This window comes from Dictyobacter formicarum (assembly GCF_016587435.1).
The window spans coordinates 121419-140704 of record NZ_BNJJ01000019.1 but is presented as its reverse complement, the minus strand read 5'-3'; the positions used below and the strand labels follow the sequence as shown (position 1 = coordinate 140704).

The 19286-nt window shown below is 50.4% G+C and carries 12 protein-coding genes; 9 read left to right on the top strand and 3 right to left on the bottom strand.

Features of this window, described 5'->3' with window-relative positions; all coding sequences use genetic code 11:
- The 5 genes from JMI88_RS28570 (at position 1) to JMI88_RS28550 (ending at position 8519) form a co-directional block, all read left to right on the top strand.
- Positions 1-1266 (top strand): DUF4097 family beta strand repeat-containing protein, encoded by a 1266-nt coding sequence (locus JMI88_RS28570; RefSeq protein WP_201365358.1) that lies wholly within the window; start codon positions 1-3, stop codon positions 1264-1266.
- Positions 1267-1503: 237 nt separating this feature from the next.
- Complete coding sequence (locus tag JMI88_RS28565) at positions 1504-3690, top strand: DUF4012 domain-containing protein (RefSeq protein WP_201365357.1); 2187 nt, start codon at positions 1504-1506, stop codon at positions 3688-3690.
- A gap of 273 nt (positions 3691-3963) precedes the next feature.
- Positions 3964-5772, top strand: coding sequence for a CHAT domain-containing protein (locus JMI88_RS28560; RefSeq protein ID WP_201365356.1), 1809 nt, complete (start codon positions 3964-3966; stop codon positions 5770-5772).
- Positions 5769-7565: an ATP-dependent Clp protease ATP-binding subunit gene (locus JMI88_RS28555; RefSeq protein ID WP_505712014.1), complete on the top strand. Its 1797-nt coding sequence runs from the start codon at positions 5769-5771 to the stop codon at positions 7563-7565. Before JMI88_RS28560 ends, JMI88_RS28555 begins: the two co-directional genes overlap by 4 nt.
- Before the next feature lie 789 nt (positions 7566-8354).
- Complete coding sequence (locus JMI88_RS28550; protein ID WP_160145872.1) at positions 8355-8519, top strand: hypothetical protein; 165 nt, start codon at positions 8355-8357, stop codon at positions 8517-8519.
- A gap of 13 nt (positions 8520-8532) precedes the next feature.
- On the opposite strand, the gene JMI88_RS28545 is transcribed toward JMI88_RS28550, so the two are convergent.
- Positions 8533-11493, bottom strand: coding sequence for a sensor histidine kinase (locus JMI88_RS28545; protein WP_201365354.1), 2961 nt, complete (start codon positions 11491-11493; stop codon positions 8533-8535).
- A 191-nt stretch (positions 11494-11684) separates the two neighbouring features.
- Positions 11685-13664: a nitrilase-related carbon-nitrogen hydrolase gene (locus tag JMI88_RS28540; RefSeq protein ID WP_236023113.1), complete on the bottom strand. Its 1980-nt coding sequence runs from the start codon at positions 13662-13664 to the stop codon at positions 11685-11687.
- Between the two features lie 361 nt (positions 13665-14025).
- Between JMI88_RS28540 and JMI88_RS28535 the strand changes: the two genes are divergently transcribed.
- Positions 14026-14472: a hypothetical protein gene (locus JMI88_RS28535; protein ID WP_201365352.1), complete on the top strand. Its 447-nt coding sequence runs from the start codon at positions 14026-14028 to the stop codon at positions 14470-14472.
- 381 nt (positions 14473-14853) lie between these two features.
- The gene (locus JMI88_RS28530; RefSeq protein ID WP_201365351.1) at positions 14854-15507 is read left to right on the top strand and encodes a hypothetical protein; all 654 of its coding nucleotides are present in this window, start codon (positions 14854-14856) and stop codon (positions 15505-15507) included.
- A gap of 117 nt (positions 15508-15624) precedes the next feature.
- Here JMI88_RS28530 and JMI88_RS28525 read toward each other — a convergent pair whose 3' ends face one another.
- Positions 15625-15963, bottom strand: coding sequence for a nitrilase-related carbon-nitrogen hydrolase (locus JMI88_RS28525; protein ID WP_201365350.1), 339 nt, complete (start codon positions 15961-15963; stop codon positions 15625-15627).
- A gap of 215 nt (positions 15964-16178) precedes the next feature.
- Between JMI88_RS28525 and JMI88_RS28520 the strand changes: the two genes are divergently transcribed.
- Complete coding sequence (locus tag JMI88_RS28520) at positions 16179-16844, top strand: hypothetical protein (protein ID WP_201365349.1); 666 nt, start codon at positions 16179-16181, stop codon at positions 16842-16844.
- Between the two features lie 475 nt (positions 16845-17319).
- A complete protein-coding gene (gene thrS, locus JMI88_RS28515; RefSeq protein ID WP_201365348.1) occupies positions 17320-19110 on the top strand; it encodes a threonine--tRNA ligase in 1791 nt (596 codons plus the stop codon).
- Positions 19111-19286: the final 176 nt, after the last annotated feature.

Genomic DNA, 19286 nt, shown 5'->3' with positions numbered 1-19286 from the left:
ATGCAGAGCCAGGAAGGCGATTATTATAATCAGGAGCAAAGGCAGGAACAAGGGCAGACTCCTGCCACTGAACGTGTAACAAATACCGATCCACGTGAGCAGCCATCGCCACTATCATCCATACCTCCCTATACCTATCAAGAGCGCCGCTATGAGGATGGTTATGCGAGCGCGTATACACAGGATGATAGCTGGTTTCGCGAGGCGGAAGGCGAAAAACTGCGTCCTCAACCTGAACGGCGCGGCATGGGAGGTATCTTATCAATCCTGGCCATACTCTTTATCGGCATTATCATTGGCAATACGATCCATATCATAGGAGGCTGGCTGATCTGGACGGCGTTAGTATTGATAGTTCTGGCAGGCGCCGCCCTGGTAGCTAGCAACTGGCGCGTCATTACTATCCCAATGCCTGTCGAGACATTCCCGGTTCAAGAACACGCTCAACTTATCGTCAACAATATCGCTGGCACCATCTCTGTACGCAGGGGAGAACAGCACGAGATCACTGTCACTCCAACCAAGCGTATCAGCGGCCCATGGGCCACGGCGGATAGCGTACCGCTTCATTATGATCAGCAAGGCGATCGCATCACAGTTGGCAGTGAGTTACACTGGGAGCCATGGCAATTTGGCTTTAGAAGTATCAACCTGGAAATTACGGTACCCCGTAATTGTGATTTACAGATCAAAAATGGTTCAGGCAACATGCATGTGCAGGATGTAGAGGGCGACATCAAGCTGCGGACAGGCAGTGGTGCCATTTCAGTCAATACGCTACAGGGACAACTGGCGGCCGTTACTGGCAGCGGATCGGTCAATGCGGATAATCTGGTGGGCAGAATCGAGATGCGTACAGGGAGTGGTAGCATCCACGCCAACCATGTGCAGGGCAATATGGCACTCAAAACAGGCAGCGGAACCATCGTGGGCGCTGACCTGACCGGGCAGGTAGAGCTGAAAACGGGCAGTGGCGAGATCGAGATCGGGCAGAGCATCTTCAACGGTAGCTCTTCCCTTAAAACAGGCAGTGGCTCGATAAGTTTTGTTGGTGCGCTGGACCCACTGGGCAACTATCAGCTACGCACAGGCAGCGGCTCTATCAACCTCGTGCTGCCTGCAGAATCGGCCTTTAACCTCAATGCCACAACCGGCTCTGGCGGAGTCCACAATGAATTTGGTCCCAATGAAGTGGGAAATGGTCCACGGGCACAACTGGTCGTCAAAACCGGCAGCGGCCGCATCACAATCCAGCGCGGATATTAAGAGCTTCAGCGAATACAGGCCATCCCACCTCACCGTGGATGGCCTTTTTTGTATGCCTCTCCATCCTTCTGCAAAGCGCCGGAAACAGACGTTGGGCCGATAACAGGCGCGTCAACAACACACAAGCATCCTCGTCAAAATGCAGCTAGCAAACGTTGTGGAGTATAGAATAAAGTCATAATAGATGAGCTTCATTGCAGATCCCGGCCAACCATATCGTCCTTCAGGGGTGAGCGTATGCCTAAAGAGCAGAAGACAACGAGGATACAACAAGCAGTATGGCAGGCCAAGAGATGCTTCCAACAACTCTCACAGCCAATTCGCATTGTATTGGTCGTCCTGTTGCTCTTTCCATTGAGTCTGACAATGCTCGCAAGCCTGGATGCTTTTGTAATCTACAGTCGGGCGCACAGTGGCATACAACATCTCTATACCATCAAAGCACTATTTAGCGACCAGAAAGGGCAGGAGAACAGCCTGCTGGATACTGCCAGATCACAGACCGTGCAACAGGAAATGGTGGCAGCCCATAGAGATTTTTTTCGACTGGAGCAGAAACTAGACAACGATCCTTTCATTAGTCTGGGACTGGGGTTATTCCCACAGCAGATTCAGTCGTTGCGCGCCCTGAGCAGTATCGGGATCGATGCCACAGACATCGGACAAAAAGCATTAAGCACAGCATACGAGTTGTTCCCCACGCTGCACGGGGCTCAGTTGGCTCATAATACGCAGCCGCTCGTTACTCAGCAGACCCTGGATATATTGCGTCAGGGTCTGGATTATGTGTTACCACACATGGCGCATATGCGATCTCAGGCCACACAGGTTATTCCGACAGCCCTGCCAATCAATAGCAGCCAGAAGCAACAACTAACGTCTATTCTGCAAACCCTGATGCAGATGCATAGCGAGCAATTAGAGACGCCTGACCTACTCAACGCCATTGGTTGGCTGCTGGGTGTCAATGAACCCCGCACCATCCTGGTCCAGACCATGGATCGGGCAGAGCTGCGGCCAACAGGCGGCTTTACAGGTCAGTTTGGTGAGCTGTCCATCGACCATGGTCGCATAGCGCCTTTCACTCTTAAAGATATCGGGCCGCTCGAAGAGCATAATCCCGACAGTCGGGCGCAGGGGATGAAAGCGCCAGAACCATTCAGCTGGTGGCCCATCGCCAACTGGGGCCTACGCGACGCTAACCTGTCAGCAGATTTCCCCACTTCGGCACGCCTGGCCATCAAAGCTTATCGACATGAATTTAGGAAAACCATCGATGGGGTTATTCTCATTTCCCCTTTGCTGATTACCAGCGCCCTCGAAATACTGGGACCCATTACGATCCCACTCTATAACGAGACAATTACCGCCCAGAACTTAGAGGAACGCTTGCATTATTATCAGTTAGATAATCAAGGTATTTTAAAAGAAGTCATCATCGAGAAAGTCAAACAAACACCCCAGGATCCACAGATTGCAGGCAACCAGGCGCGCAAGCTGTTTACCAGACGCCTGTCGAATGCTTTGCTAGAACGCTTGCGCCATGCCTCACTCAATGAGATCATCCTGTTGTCGGGCGAGATGCTGCACACCTTAAAGACCAGAGATCTCCAAATCTACGTCAATAATCCCCAGATCCAGCGGTTGATGATCAGCTATGGCTCAAGCGGCGAGATCGATCGTTCATCCGAGCACGACGGATTATTTGTGGTCCAGGCCAACCTCAGTACGAGCAAAGCCTCCCAATATGTTCGTACGAATATCCAGGATACGGTGACGCTCGATGCCCAGGGCGGTGCCACCCATTTATTGAAGCTACGGCTGATCTACACACAAATTGGACCGGTCTATGGCTTTGATACCTATAGAGATTATGTGCGCATTTATGTCCCGCCTGGCAGCAAATTACTGTGGGGCAACGGCTTTGATGCCGGCTATGCGCATGCTTTGTGCGGTACAAATGGGTATCCTGTCTGCCCACAATATAATATCTATGGCGATGGCACGCTTATGTGCCCTCCAAACATGACGCAGTCCGGATTCGCAACCTGGATATTGAACGATCCATACTACTCTGAACTGCATCCAATGAATCGCATCGCCCCCCCCACCAATATGGAAAGCGATGAACCGGGGCGTGCCATGTTTGGCGGATGGGTAATCGTTCCTAAAAATTGTAATATGACGGTCGCCCTTTCCTGGTACGTGCCACCAGCAGGACACCATCCTTACAGATTGCTTATACAACGCCAGGCCAGCACGCGGCCAGAGGTAGACCTGACCATTCAGCCCACCACCGAGGGCTGTAAAGCCTTGCATACAACCGGCATGCACTTTCAAGGCGTCATGGGAGGCGAAGATATGCGCTTCACGCCTCCTCCATTACCTGCCAGAGAGGGTTGCAGCATGCCATCCAGAGCATAAATACCAACACTGCATACAAAATAAAATTAATACTATTTTGTTGTTCTAGCTGTATTAGTCATTACCATAAGCACACATACATGATATAATTGGGGGTAGATTTTTTCCTCGCCCTGTCTAATATCGATGCTAGCAAAAACAATCTCTTATAATCCGAACTATTGACACATAGAGGTTAAGACACGTATACTGCTTTTGCCGAGAACTCGTGTGTGTTTTTGTAGCAGTCGTAGATATTACGATTGACGGGAAGATTGTGGAAGAGAAGTATTCATGGAACAACCAGCCCTATTAAGCATCATACGTACTGAAGCAAACTACCGGTTTCGTCTTGATCTTCCCGATGGCCCAGTCGGCCAGGAGTATAGCACGGACCTCACGCCTGAACTACGTGAACGCTTACGACGCGCTTTACAAACAATCAATCAGACCGGTCAACATAGCGAGGTACGTCGCCAATCGCAGTCTCAAAAGTCTGGGCCCACCAATGAGGCATTACTTACATTAGGCCGCTTTCTTTTCGACTCATTACTCCCGGTTCCTCTCCAGGAAACGTTACGCCGACTCGACTCGGCGCTACTTATCAGCACAAATACCCCTGATATTCCCTGGGAGTTACTGTATGATAACAGCACCAAATCCAAGCGCTATATCTGCCAGGCACTCAGCGTTGGACGTCTATTGCTCCAGGATCGTGAGCATACTCAACGCGGCGCCAGCCTCGATCGTATGACCCGCACCAAGGCCAATAAACGCGATACTCAGGGACTGTCGGTGCTCTTTTTGGTAAATCCAACCAGTGAACGTCCGGCTGCCGAAGAAGAGGTGGCCTCACTCTGTACCAGCTTACCAGAGTCGGTCACGCGCATCATTCTCTATCGTCAGCAGGCCAACCAGCTAGAAATGCGGGTACGCATCAGTTCAGAAGCGCCACATGTATTGCATTATGCCGGTCCTCTACCTGTTAATGCCGCAAATAATGAGCCAGCCCTGGCGCTGGCCGGTAACTCACAACTAGATAAAGTAGCTCTGGAGCAACTCTTGCAGGGACTCCCCAAACATCCATTGGTGTTTCTCAGTTATCACGAAGAAGAGCGCACCAATCGCAATGTCACGGGCACACAAGGTAATGTATTGGATCGCGACGAGCAGATGGAACAACTGGCCGGCTCCATTTTGTCAGCCGGTGCTGGAGCCGTGGTAGTACAACGCTGGCCGATTCCTGCCAGCAAAGCGCGCGAGTTTATGATGCTCTTCTACCAGGACATCGCCGATGGCGTAGCACTCGGAGAGGCCATGCGCCGGGCGCGTATCGCAATGGCCCAGCACTATAGCGACGATACCTCCTGGTTATCATTTGTTCTGTATGGAGACCCAACCCAACGTCTGGTGGTGAGTACGCTCTCAAATAAAGAACGGCAGTTTGAGCAGCATATTGATCCGTTCGATGATAGTCAATTGATGTCGCCGTTGCTATCCTCAGGCAACTCACCTGATCGCCGCTTTATGAAAGCGGTGCTGGAGTTCGCGCTGGGCGAGGCGCGCCGCATGCATAAAGATTATCTGGGAACGCCACACCTATTTATTGCTTTAACCAAACTGGATGGGGGCTGCACACAGGATGCCCTGCGCAATCTGGGGTTCTCACCCAAACAGGTGCGCGATGTCATTCGCCTGGCTCTGGGCTCGGGTAAGGCCACCAGCGATACGCCTATCCTTCCCACCCGACGCTGTAAAGAGATCTTACAAACGGCCGAAAGCAATGCCATTAATGCGGGCTCCCCTTCAGTAGATGAGCGAGCCATCGCCCAGGCGGTCTTGAGCGAAGGCGATGGTGTAACGCACGAACTGCTCACCAAACTAGGTATCAATCCCAACCAGTTAATCGAGATGATCCTCGCCAGCAACGCCCATGCTCTGCTCGAACTGGTCCCATCGGCCACCGCCAACCCCGATCGTTCCCCCGATGAGATACCAGGGGCGATCAATCCCGAGGTTATAGCCAAAGGCAGCAATTCGGCACTGGAAAAACTAGGGCGCGACCTGACAAAACAGGCCAGCAACAAACAACTGCCCCCTTGATTGGTCGCGAAAAAGAGATCCGGCAATTAATGCAGACCTTGATGCTCAAGGATCGCAATAACCCTATTCTTATCGGCGACTCGGGAGTCGGTAAAACAACGATCGTGACCGGCCTGGCCCAACGTATCGTTGACGGCAAGGTGCCACCTGAGCTACGCGGCAAACGCCTGATCGAGCTATCCGCCAGTTCGCTGGTAGCGGGCACAAAATACCGTGGAGAATTTGAAGAGCGCCTGCTGAAAGTGTTAGAAGAGGCCGAAACCAGCGGCAACATCATCCTTTTCATCGATGAGATGCATCTCTTGATAGGGACCGGCCGTGCGGCTGACGGCAGTATCGACGCCGCAGGCATCCTCAAACCCGCACTAGCGGGAGGTCGCCTGCGCTGTATCGGAGCCACCACGCCTCAGGAATATCGCCTGATAGAAAAAGATGCAGCCATGGAGCGCCGCCTGCGGCCAATCCTGATCGAAGAACCTTCGCCCGAGGATGCGCTGGTGATTCTGCAAGGAATGCGCGACCTTTATGAGGAGCATCACCATGCTTCAATCACTGATGAAGCCTTACAGGCAGCGGTAAACCTGTCGGTGCAATACTTACCCAACCTGCGCCTGCCAGATAAAGCCTGTAGCGTGCTGGATGAAGCCTGTTCACAGGCGCGTGTCTTCTCCATAGAAGATGAATCGCAAGAGCAGGATGACCTGGATGAAATTGGTGCCCAGCCAGTGATTACCGCGGCGATGATCGCGGAGATCATCTCTTCTCGCACCGGCATTCCCGTACGGGCGCCAGGCCGAGAAGAACGCGACCGCCTGCTCAGCCTGGAATCACGCCTCAAATCGCGCGTGATCGGTCAGGATGAGGCGGTCAAACGCGTGGCTCAGGCGATCCAGGTGGCACGAGCGGGACTCAAGCCGCGCAATCGTCCCGCCGGTGTGTTTATGTTCCTGGGGCCAACTGGCGTTGGTAAAACAGAGCTAGCACGGGCCCTTGCCGCCGAGGTCTTTGGTTCCGACGAACACTTGATCCGCGTCGACATGTCAGAGTATATGGAGAAACACTCAGTCTCGCGTATGATTGGTGCCCCACCAGGATATGTAGGGTATGATCAAGAAGGACAATTGACGGGCAAGCTACGCCGACGCCCGCACTGCGTGGTCCTGCTCGATGAGTTGGAAAAGGCCCATCCAGAAGTCTTTGATCTGTTCCTACAGGTCTTTGATGCTGGTCGCCTGACAGACGCCCAGGGGCACACTGTAGACGCGCAACACGCCATCTGGATCATGACCTCAAATGTCGGAACGGACATGCTTGGGCGCTCGATGCCCAGCGGCTTCCGTGCCAGCATTAAAGGGACGGCGGAAGAGATGCAGCGCGATCGACTGATGGAACGCTTACGAGAAACCTTCCGGCCAGAGTTCCTCAACCGTATCGATGATGTCGTAATCTTCCACCCGCTCAACCAGGAGCAAACACACGCTATTACGCGTCTACAAATCAACGAACTAGCGGTACGGCTACTGGAGCAAGGATTAGTCCTGCATGCCGATGATAGCGCGATCGACCTGCTCTGTAAGGAAGGCTTCAGCCAGACCCAGGGGGCGCGTCCACTGCGCCGCATCATCGAGCGGCTATTAACCGTCCCATTGAGCCTGCGTATCTTGCTTGCCAATATTCCCCAAAACGGAGAAGTGCATGTCAGTACAGTAGATGGCAAGCTGGAGATAGATATCCGCGAACCGATCACCAGGATCGAAGTGCCGGTAGACGCGCAGGTAGAAGCCCAAACATAGGTTCGGAGCTGGCCTCCGATTTCTCCTTCGCCCACGAAAACGTTCCTTTATAGGCGAATATAGGCGAACGTCACGTGTGAAAGGAACGTGCCGAGCAGGAACCAATCGGAGGCCAGCTCCGAGCCTATGGGGCACCTATGAGCCAGGACCATAAAGAGGGTAAAAACGGAGAAGAGATGAGCACGCCAATACATCGTGCTCATCTCTTCTCCGTTTGGTGGGGGGAGACAAGGATTCAAGCAGTAACATCGCCAGACAATGTTGCCACCTGAGGTTGTTATCATTTTCTGTGGGAGCAACGACCAACGATTGTCTGGAGCAAACCTACAACGTCACCGGGACGAAGCGCGGAAGAAACAGAACGCCTGGAGCGTAGCTCAACAACGCAATTCCAGTATCCCGCCTCATCTCCATATCCGGAGTTTCGCCCAACAGAACTGATTGGCACCCCATTGCTCATCGCTCACCACTGAAGACAGTATACCTCCAGCCGCTTTACACGCTCTTTGGCCAGGCTTAACATTCTATTAATCACATAAACGCCCTTCAGAAGCGCTACGGATTCTAGAACCGACTCAGAAAGAGCAATCTATAGAGAAGAAAAACGTAGAAGTCTTACATAAGACACCAGACGGTAAAGCGCTCTCAATGTACAGCTTACTGCCCATTCTCCCTCGTTTTGTGGTATCATAAAAAGAGATCTATTCTCCTGGCTTGAATATGTTCTGACGTTAATGATGATTATAGATAATTGATAATCGATAATCACGAGGAGGTTTTCATTTCATTATGAAAGCAGTTAAGACACATGTGGGACGCTGCGATACCTGTGGCGAACCAGCAGCATATGCACAGTTATTGGCCGGCGGGCGCAGTTTTCGTTTCTGTGAGCAGCACGCTCCCTTACTGGTAAAAAAACAGGCCGAAGCAGCAGCCAGCAGCAACAAAAAATAGCCACGTATATCTATCAGGCCATGGGCAACAGTATATGGAATGTAGATCCCTCTCCCGGAATACCTCTACTCTCAATCCAAATCTTCCCTCCCATGGCTTCTATTAAACGCCGCGAGATATAGAGTCCCAGGCCAGAGCCTCGAATGGGACTATTCATATCGCTTTCCAGGCGATAGAAACGTTGAAAAATACGTGCTTGATCTTGTGGAGCGATGCCTTTCCCTTTATCCGTAATGCTAATAACGACCATCTTTTCCCGTTCCTCTGAACGCTCGGCAGAGAGTAGTAATGGCGTGCCCGCAGACGAATACTTCAAGGCATTGGTGCCGATATTCATTAATACCTGGTGCAGGCGCAAAGGATCAGCATAGACATACAACTGAGAAGGAACGTTACAGCTCACCTGACGCTGATCCTGGGTTACCTGTGGTTCGATCATTACCATGACCTTTTCGAGCATTTCTTTAACCGAGACGCGACTGATCAAAGCCGGCTTGATAGCGGTCTCAGCTTCAATACGGCTGGCATCCATTACATTGCGCAATAACACCTCCAGTTCTTCGCACCCTAGTTGTGCTTTCTGGAGAAATTCACGTCGCTGCTCGGCAGGCAGCATCTCATCATACTGGGCGATCAGCTCAATATAGCCCTGCACAGCCGTCAGCGGTGTACGCAACTCGTGTGAAGCCGTAACCATAAATTGATCCTTCATCTGGTCCAGTTCTTTAAGCTGCTCGTTGGCCGTGCTCAAACGCTGATAGAGCCGGGCATTGGTAAAAGCAACGCTAGCCTGCTCCACAAAATCCTGGGCATGGGGAATGTCTGATTCATCAAAAGAGAGGTCTGTGTTACTGCCCAATGGAACCGAACAGGCAAAAATCAATAGGCCATTGAGACGGCCACCGGTAACCAGGGGAGCCAGGATGGCCGTATAAATACGATGACGGATCAATTTAGCTCTGAGCGCGAACTGGCGTGAAGCTGGATGATGCTCACGTGTAAAGGCGGCATGCTGACTGCTTTCAGTCAAAAGTTGCATCTTGCGGTAAGGACTGACTTCTAGCAGAAAAGGATGGAGTGGCTGTGCCGTCTCTTGTTCATATTCTGAGACACGTAGGGGAGGCCACTCACTTAATTGCTGGCTACTTTGCTGCCCATCAATAGAGATAGCCAGGGGTTCAAGCGAGCCCTCGGCCCGCCGAGTATAGAAAATCACATAATCAGCATGCAGCGCTCGGGCCCCTTCTACGCAAATCAACTGGCTCAACTCGATCGGCTCGATGACGGCTGCATTCAAGCGCGTGGATATATTGACCATGGCACGCGCAAATTTCTCACGCTCGCGAGCCTGCTGGTAAAGATAGCTATGCTCAATCACCGTCGCGATTTGATCCACATAGTTACGCACCATTGAGGTCGTCGACAGATCGGTGCGGGAAAGAATGTGGCGGGCCACCCCCAGGCTGCCAAGAATGCGTCCTTGATAGATAATAGGGAAAAACTTCATTGTGGGGATATGTTGCCTTTCCTGCCAGCGGCGTACCTCGCCGGGTAGATCGTTCAGGCAGGTGGACCAGAGTAGCTCACGCTCATTTCCTTTGGCAACCAGTTGATAGAGAATGGAATCGCCAGTCACGCGGCATTTCAGCGGTTGCACCAACTGCGATGCAGCATTCACTAACAGGTGCGAACGCTCAGATACAGGTTGATTATATTCTTCTAACAGCAACAGCATCACAGAAGTAAAACCAAACTGCGCAAGCACCACATGCATAATACGATCGCACAAAGAATCCAGATCCAACACATCTGCTAACTGAGTAACCAGATAACGCACCTGCTCAGCCTCATGAAAGCGCTGATCCCTCTCCCGTAGTAAAGCCGCATTTTCGCGGGTCGCAAAAAAATGACGCATCGCAATCAGTATGCCCACAATTGAACTGACAATGAAGAGTCCATCAACCGCCTCGCTAGCTGGTTGGTGAATGTATATCACCTCAATCACGCACAAGCCCCCAAGGATCAGAGCCAGGGGCACATAGATCCCCTGAACAGGCAGCTTGTATCTGCAAAGTACATCAGTACTCAGTACGTGCGTGACTTTATCAGGAGCCAGCGCTTCCGATGAAGAAGTCAGCTCCATATTGGACAGAATCTTCCGCGCCTGGGCCTGATACTGGTAGAGCGTTGAGAGGCCAAGCAATAGCAGGCTTGCAATCCAGCAACTATCAATCCAGGGAACCTGATGCTGATAATAGAGAACGCTATAGGCGTCAAACCAGCCGCTGCTGGCGTCGGCCAGCACATTAAACGCTAAACCAGCACTTAATAGAAGCAGAGCAAGACGCATACTGGCTCGGACTCCCTGTTGCCAGAAGAGGGACAGGAGAAGGAACAAAAAAATATCTCCCGCCAGGGAAATGATCGAGAGGCGTAGACGAGGGAGCCAATCACCCATCAGCATACCAGCAGGAGGCACCACCACAGGAAGAATGGTCACAATATACCAGTAGATACCAGCCAGGCAACAGGTTGTGATCAGCACATCTACCACCATACTGGCGCGCAAACTGGACATCCCGGGCAACGCTATAATGCCAATAAACAGGCAAGGATAAAAAAGGCTGGAGATTATGTCTCTGATAGGCAGAAAATATAGATCTTTATACATGTACCAGGCAATATTTTCCGAGACGCCGCGCATGCAGAGGATTAACAGGCCCAGAGCAATACAAAACCAGGCCAGGCGGCCACGCACAGCAATATACGAGGGGCGGCGCCAGGCCAAATACCAGACTTGCCAGGACCAGAGAGCACCGACCAGAGCAGCCACAGGAACGGCGATACGCGCAAACATGATAGCCGCACGCAATCCAACCAGAGCATCCAGTAATAGCAAGCAGACAAAGCAGATAACAACAAACATCGATGCAAAAATTGCCGCTAGTGTGTTATAGCGAGACAATTTTTGCATCGATGTGCTACGCTTCCTCTCTATGACCATCGTCTTCATGCATGCTCCGCTGTATTCACACGCATCCAGGCACACATAGTCAGAACAGCACCACCATATGCAGACGCTGTAAAAAAGCGTTTGGAAACGCTCAGTTTCCAGGTATGGCGTTAGCTTCTCAGGCAGCCGCGCTCATCCAAATGAATGGCATACTATGCTTGATGTGGCTTACGGATATTTGTGCGTACAAGGTCCATATACCAGAATGGCTGACGTTTCCGCAACATAGGTTTACTGCGAACAAGATTACCAGGAATAGAATCCAGAATATTATATGCTAATTCACCTGTCAGTGATCCAGCCATATCACCAGGGCTATACTCTAGCATACGCGTCGTACGACGTCCGGTACGCTGCTCACGCGTATCAATCGTCATCATCATCAGGCCTTCTTCATCCTCATCGGCAATTACCTCTGATAGAGCATAAAGGCTGCCCGCTCCAGGTGAGAAGATGCCGCTCAGGCCATTGGCCTGTATACCATGGGACTCGCCAAACCAGTTGGCCAGGACCAAATACACATTATGCTCAGCCGCACGCGTACGCCAGAGCAAAAAATGAAAGGGTTCATTGACGCCGCTATCATCATCTCTAAGAGATGACGAATGAGACAGTTGCAAACCAATAGGGAAAGGAAAATTCAGCATAGCCGGAGCACAAACCAGGTCCGTCCCTTTACTGGCCAAAATACGTAAGGTCTCGGGAAAAAGCACATCGTAACCTGTTGCCAGACCAATACGGCCTGTTGGCGTATCAAAGGTTGGAAAGCCCAGATCACCGGGCAATGCCCACAGACGATCAACCGAGCTTAAATGTATCTTGCGATAAATACCATAAACCCCTTCGGGGTCTATCAGCAACACAGTATTATAATACTTATTTTCGCCTGCTCGCTCCGCCACACCCAGTACCATACTAATCTGCAAATCGTTGGCCAGCGAGACCAGCGCCTCTGTTTCAGGACCAGGTACCTGTATAGCTCCCTGCTGGAAATGGGAGGCCAGCACGGCACTGTCCTGGCTATCAATAATCTGCTGTGGCACAGGTCCGGGCAGGAGTAATTCCGGCAAAACCATCACATCGGGTGCGGCTGGAGCATTATCACGCATCTGCGTCTTCAACCAGTTCTGCAACATCGAGATACGTTCAGTCGGCGGCACGCCAGACGAAGACACAAAGGAAGATAGATCCATCTGCACAATGCCCGCACAAGACAGTTGTCCGGTTGGCAATTCACCCAGCTCATACAAACTATGGTAGCGTAAAGGCTCCCACAGATAACTATTCTGCACCACCGCCCGATAATGGTCGGGCCGACGATCATCCAGGGGCCACCCAATCACCTCACCATCATGTAACCAACGCTTATCGCGGCAACGCTGCAGATCTACCTCTCCATAGACGATGCCCTCGCCATCTTCCAGGAACGCCTGCGGGGTTCCATCAGGATTTAGAACGCAGCTACCGCCACGGAACTGAACACCACGCTCACGCCCATAACGGTTGGCGGCAATCACATACAATTGATTCTCAAAAGCGCGGGCCATCCACCAGCTGCTCGGACAAGCATCATCAACCCAATTGGTAGGAAAGAGCAACACGTCGGCCCCTTGTAGCGCCATAATACGGGCCGCCTCGAAATACCTGGCATCGCCACAAATGAGCGCGCTCAAACGTCCTATAGGTGTATCCCAGATGGGGAAACCCAGATCCCCATCGCGTGCCCAGCGTGGATCTCCAATATCGAGATGCACCTTGCGATATACACCTACCACCCCATCAGGCCCCAGCAAAACCATACTATTGTAATAAACCTGGGTAGCCACATCTACCTCGGGCAAACCCAAAGCAATATAGCAAGCATACTTACTGGCGAGCGCTTGAAAACGCTCAGTAGTTGGACCGGGGATCGGCTCCGTATACGGGGCGATCTCGTCACCAGAAATCCAACAATATCCGGTAGTAGCCATTTCTGGCAGCACAATGAGCCGAGCATCATGCGCAGCCGCATCTTCTGCCAAACGAAGAAGATCTAGAATATTCTTTTCTTTCTCTCCTAACGTTGGCTCATACTGAATGGCAGCCACTCGATAATGGGAGATTTGTGGTTTTTGTGTGAAGAGAGAGCTCATCAAAACTTATGTGCTCCTGATGTATGACTATGCGAAAGCCATCACTGAAACAAGGTGCTAACATATCGTGATAACCCTTGTATTATAGCACGCCGACTCTTCCCGGCGGAATACCATCACCCGAACGTCTATTTTAGTGCTTGCACAGATACGTGTTTTTCTTTCCCTCTTCCTTTCAACCAAATAGGCAGAACTTCTCAATTTGCTTCACTACTTATTTAATTTATATACTTATATATTTTTACACTAAATTTAACCCTCAAACATTCGATTAGTAGAATTACAGAATAAAGCTAATGCATAGTCCTTTATTCTTGATAAATTTTATACGCTAATACTAGCATGAAAGGGTTTTCTAACCGTGAACACAAAATTGATCAAATCATTTGTTGCCACTTTCGCTCTGGGTGCCTTAAGTTTAGGTGCATCAGCTGGCTTTGCGTTACCAGCCAGTGCTCATCCAGCATTTCCTACCATGAACACGAGTAGTAACATCGGCCCGGGCAATAGTTGCCAAAATGATCCATCCACTGCTGCCCCCCGTGATCCTGAGGATACTACTCAGCAACAGCAACAGCAGCAGCAACAACAGCAACAACAGCAGGTTGTTAGCATACCGTGTTCAATCGACATTGAAGTTGAAACCCATGTCGACAATGACAACCACAACAATAACGATATTGACAACAAAAACAATAACGAGCTTGAGAACAAAAGTATACTGAAAAATGACAACGACAATCGCAACAACAATCGCAACAACAATCATAAAAACCATAACAATCATAAAAACCACAACAATCACTAGAACGCTGTAGTTCTTCGAAACGAGGTACCCACCACAAATGGGCACCTCGTTGCATTCAGTGTTTCGCATCGCAGAGATTACACGTTATAGGATGATTATTTGATCGACAACTATAGCACGACGACTCTTTCAGGCGGAATACCATCACCCGAACGTCTATTTTAGTGCCTGCACAGACACATGTTTTTATTTCTCTGTTTTAATCCAGTAAATAGAGCTGCATAATTTACGTCCTTATGTATAAATTTCTCAATTTATATACTTATTCACTAAATTTAACACTCAGACACTCGATTAATAAGTTACAGGATAAAACTAAGCATAGTCCTTTATCCCAGATAAGTTTTATACTTTAATACTATTCTGAAAGGTTCTTTTGTAATGAATACAAAGTTAATCAAATCGTTTGTCGCTACTCTAGCTATGGGTGCATTGAGTCTGGGAGCCAGCGCTGGTTTTGCGTTACCAGCCAGTGCTCATGCCGGCGATATAGTAGCCCCGACCGAACCCGTGACAGGCATCTGCGGTCAGTCTGGTACAGCAGTTGCGACACTTCGCCCTGGCGAAATTCTGACTGGTGGCCTCACTTTCGCCAATGGCCAGGGTTCAGCGACAGTTGCTGATACCACTGGTGCCTATTCACACACCTTTAGCGGTGATGGCACGACCAACGGACAACCATTTACTATTATGAACACAAGTAATAGCATCTATGGGGTCTATAGTTGCAAAGCTGATCCGTCCGATGATGTCACCGTTAGTGTCCAGCAGCAACAGCAACAGCAACAGCAGCAGGCTCAGCAGCAGTCCGTTACTACGCAGCCCCCCATCAACATTGAAGTTGAAACCCATGTCGACAATGACAACAGCAACCATAACGATATTAACAACAAAAACAATAACGAGCTTGAAAACAAAAACATACTGAGCAATCACAACAGCAATCACAACAGCAATCACAACAGCAATCACAACAACAATCACAACAACAATCACAACAAACACAACAATCATAAAAAACATAACAAACACTAGAACACTGTAGTTCTTCGAAACGGGGTACCCGCCACAAATGGGTACCTCGTTGCATTCAGTGTTTCGTTTTACAGGAATTACACGTTATGGTATGATTGTTCCAATAGACGATTATAGCTACGACGCAAAAGCTTCCAACCCAGGGAGCGCATTCACGCGAGACATGTCCCTTCTCAGGGGTGTACAGAGATGCGAAGCTCGCGATTGATTCTCAAAAGCGCGGGTCATCCACCAGCTGCTCGGACAAGCATCATCAACCCAATTGGTAGGAAAGAGCACCACGTCGGCCCCTTGTAGCGCCATAATACGGGCCGCCTCGAAATATCTGGCATCGCCACAAATGAGCGCGCTCAAACGTCCAATAGGTGTGTCCCAGGTGGGGAAACCCAGACCCCCATCGCATGCCCAGCGTGGATCTCCAATATCGAGATACACCTTGCGATATACACCCACCATCCCATCAGGCCCCAGCTAAACCATAGTAATAAACCTAATGGGTAGAACTTCTCAATGTGTCTCACCACTTACTTAATTTATATATTTATATATTGTTTCACTAAATTTAACTCTCAAACATTCGATTAGTAGGATTACAGAATAAAGCTAATGCATAGTCCTTTATTCTTGATAAAATTTTATACGCTAATACTATTATGAAAGGTTCTCTAACCGTGAACACAAAATTGATCAAATCATTTGTTGCCACTTTCGTTATGAGTACTTTAAGTTTAGGTGCATCAGCTGGTTTTGCGTTACCAGCCAGTGCTCATGCCGGCGATATAGTAGCCCCGACCGAACCCGTGACAGGCATCTGCGGTCAGTCTGGTACAGCAGTTGCGACACTTCGCCCTGGCGAAATTCTGACTGGTAGCCTCACTTTCGCCAATGGCCAGGGTTCAGCGACAGTTGCTGATACCACTGGTGCCTATTCACACACCTTTAGCGGTGATGGCACGACCAACGGACAACCATTTACTATTATGAACACAAGTAATAGCATCTATGGGGTCTATAGTTGCAAAGCTGATCCATCTGATAGTGCCACCATTAGTGTCCAGCAGCAACAGCAACAGCAACAGCAGCAGGCTCAGCAGCAGTCCGTTACTACGCAGCCCCCCATCAACATTGAAGTTGAAACCCATGTCAACAATGACAACAGCAACCATAACGATATTAACAACAAAAACAATAACGAGCTTGAAAACAAAAACACACTGAGCAACCACAATCGCAACCACAATCACAACAATCATAACAATCATAAAAACCATAACAATCATAAAAACCATAACAATCATAAAAACCATAACAATCATAAAAACCACAACAATCACTAGAACGCTGTGGTTCTTCGAAACGAGGTACCCGCCACAAATGGGTACCTCGTTGCATTCAGTGTTTCGCTTTACAGGGATTACACGTTATGGTATGATTGTTCCAATAGACGATTATAGCTACGACGCAAAAGCTTCCAACCCAGGGAGCGCATTCACGCGAGACATGTCCCTTCCCAGGGGTGTACAGAGAGGATGCATCAGCGGCTGAGAGTGCTCCCCATACCAGCAAGAAGGTCGATACCCCTCGCCAGTCTGTACTGAGAGAGTAAAGTACACGTTTCACCTGCGTTACCGGGTGCATGAGCTCGTTTCTCTTGTGAGGGCGCGCTGGCACGCATGTGGCCAGTTTGCTATTGCTGATAAGGCGGCAAGAAAACGCGGAAACAGGGTGGAACCACGAAAAGCACCAGACCTTTTCGTCCCAGTGTGGGATGAAGAGGTTTTTTTGTTGTTGTCAGCTAAGGAGGCTTTTATTATGTCGGTTGAAGTTGAGCTTCAGGAGTCGGTACGGTATACGCCGCTTCAACGTATGCGCCACTCGGCTGCGCACGTTATGGCTGAGGCGATTCAGGAGATTTTCCCGGATGCTAAGTTCGCGATCGGACCCGCCATTGAAGATGGTTTCTATTACGATTTCGATCTTCCGCGTGCCTTAACCCCTGATGATTTGCCAGATATCGAACAACGCATGCGACGCATTATCGCCGCCCATCATCCTTTCCTGAATGATCTGTGGCCGCGCGAAAAGGCGCTGGAATACTTCCGCCAGAAGGGACAGGAATATAAGGTCGAGATTATTGAGAATCTCACCGAGGCCGAGGTTGGCATCTATCAACAGGGCAATTTCCTGGATCTCTGCGCGGGCCCACATGTGGAGAATACGAACCAGATCGGACCAATCAAGCTGATGCGGGTCGCAGGCGCCTATTGGCTCGGCGATGAGTATCGTCCGATGCTGCAGCGCATCTACGGCACGGCCTGGTTTACGCAAGAAGATTTAGATCAATATCTCTGGCGGCTCGAAGAGGCGCAGAAGCGCGATCATCGCAAACTGGGACGCGAGCTAAAGCTGTTTACATTCAGCGATGATGTCTGCGCGGGTGTGCCACTGTTCTACCCGCGCGGCGAAACATTGCGCCACCTGATGGAATCCTACGTGCGCGAAACACAGGAACGCTATGGCTACCAGCATGTCTGGACATCAAATATTGGCAAGGTGCGCCTCTACAAAACATCCAAGCACTGGTATACCTACCGCGAAAATATGTTCCCGGTCATGAAAGGCGATCAAGAGCTTTCGGATGATGATGCGTACATGCTGAAGCCCATGAATTGTCCGCATCACATTCTCATGTTTAAATCCCAGATGCACAGCTATCGCGAACTGCCAATCCGCTATGCCGAGTCTGATACGCTCTATCGCTATGAGAAAACCGGCACACTGACAGGCCTAGCCCGCGTCCGTAGCGTGACACAGGATGATGCCCACGTCTTTATGCGCCCTGACCAGATTCAGGAGGAGTTCAATAAGGCCGTCAACCTGACATTAGAGGTATTCGAAACTTATGGACTGCAGGACTACTGGGTGCGCCTCTCGCTGCGTGATCCGCAGAAGATGGAAGAATATGTTGGCAGCGACGAGGTCTGGGATACAGCCGAGGCCGCGCTGCGCGAGGCCGTAGATAGCAAGGGCATTTCGTATGAGGTGGGGATTGGTGAGGCCGCCTTCTATGGACCTAAAGTGGACTTCATGGTGCGCGATGCGCTGGGCCGGGAGTGGCAGTGTTCGACGGTACAGCTCGACTTTGTACAGCCGATGAATTTTGAACTGGAGTATATCGGCGAAGATGGTCAACCACATCGACCGGTCATGATTCACCGCGCCGTCACTGGCTCAACGGAACGCTTTATGGCAATGTTGATCGAGCACTTTGCCGGTGCATTCCCAGTCTGGCTGTCGCCAGTACAGGCAATGGTGATCCCAATTGCCGATCGCCACCAGGAATATGCTCATAAAGTGCTGACGCAATTGAAGGCCGCGGGCATCCGTGCCGAAGTCGACAGCCGTGGTGAGCGCATGAATGCCAAGATCCGCGACGCCCAGTTACAAAAAATTCCATATATGCTGGTCGTGGGAGATAAAGAGGCCGGAGCCGAGGCGGTCTCTGTGCGCCTGCGCACAAACGTCAACCTCAAGTCTATCCCCTTAACCCAATTCATCGAACGCGTCTCGGCTATCGCCAATGCCAAAAGCATGGAGTTGTAAACATAAGCGAAGAAGAAAACCGTAGGTGCGCCCCTTGCGGGCGCTTGCTCCCTCCCTGCTCGAAAAAAGCAACCATAATCATGTGGTACATCGAATGAAATCGTACCATATCGCTTTTCGGATGCGTTTTCGATCATGAAGGACAGAAGCGGGGCAAGCCCCGCACCTACGGTTTT

Bases quoted from the DNA above. Each gene is read 5' to 3' on its own strand.
- JMI88_RS28570 (WP_201365358.1), top strand. From the start codon at position 1: ATGCAGAGCCAGGAAGGCGATTATTATAATCAGGAGCAAAGGCAGGAA.
- JMI88_RS28565 (WP_201365357.1), top strand. From the start codon at position 1,504: ATGCCTAAAGAGCAGAAGACAACGAGGATACAACAAGCAGTATGGCAG.
- JMI88_RS28560 (WP_201365356.1), top strand. From the start codon at position 3,964: ATGGAACAACCAGCCCTATTAAGCATCATACGTACTGAAGCAAACTAC.
- JMI88_RS28550 (WP_160145872.1), top strand. From the start codon at position 8,355: ATGAAAGCAGTTAAGACACATGTGGGACGCTGCGATACCTGTGGCGAA.
- JMI88_RS28545 (WP_201365354.1), bottom strand. From the start codon at position 11,493: ATGCAAAAATTGTCTCGCTATAACACACTAGCGGCAATTTTTGCATCG.
- JMI88_RS28540 (WP_236023113.1), bottom strand. From the start codon at position 13,664: ATGAGCTCTCTCTTCACACAAAAACCACAAATCTCCCATTATCGAGTG.
- JMI88_RS28530 (WP_201365351.1), top strand. From the start codon at position 14,854: ATGAATACAAAGTTAATCAAATCGTTTGTCGCTACTCTAGCTATGGGT.
- JMI88_RS28525 (WP_201365350.1), bottom strand. From the start codon at position 15,963: ATGGTGGGTGTATATCGCAAGGTGTATCTCGATATTGGAGATCCACGC.
- thrS (WP_201365348.1), top strand. From the start codon at position 17,320: ATGTCGGTTGAAGTTGAGCTTCAGGAGTCGGTACGGTATACGCCGCTT.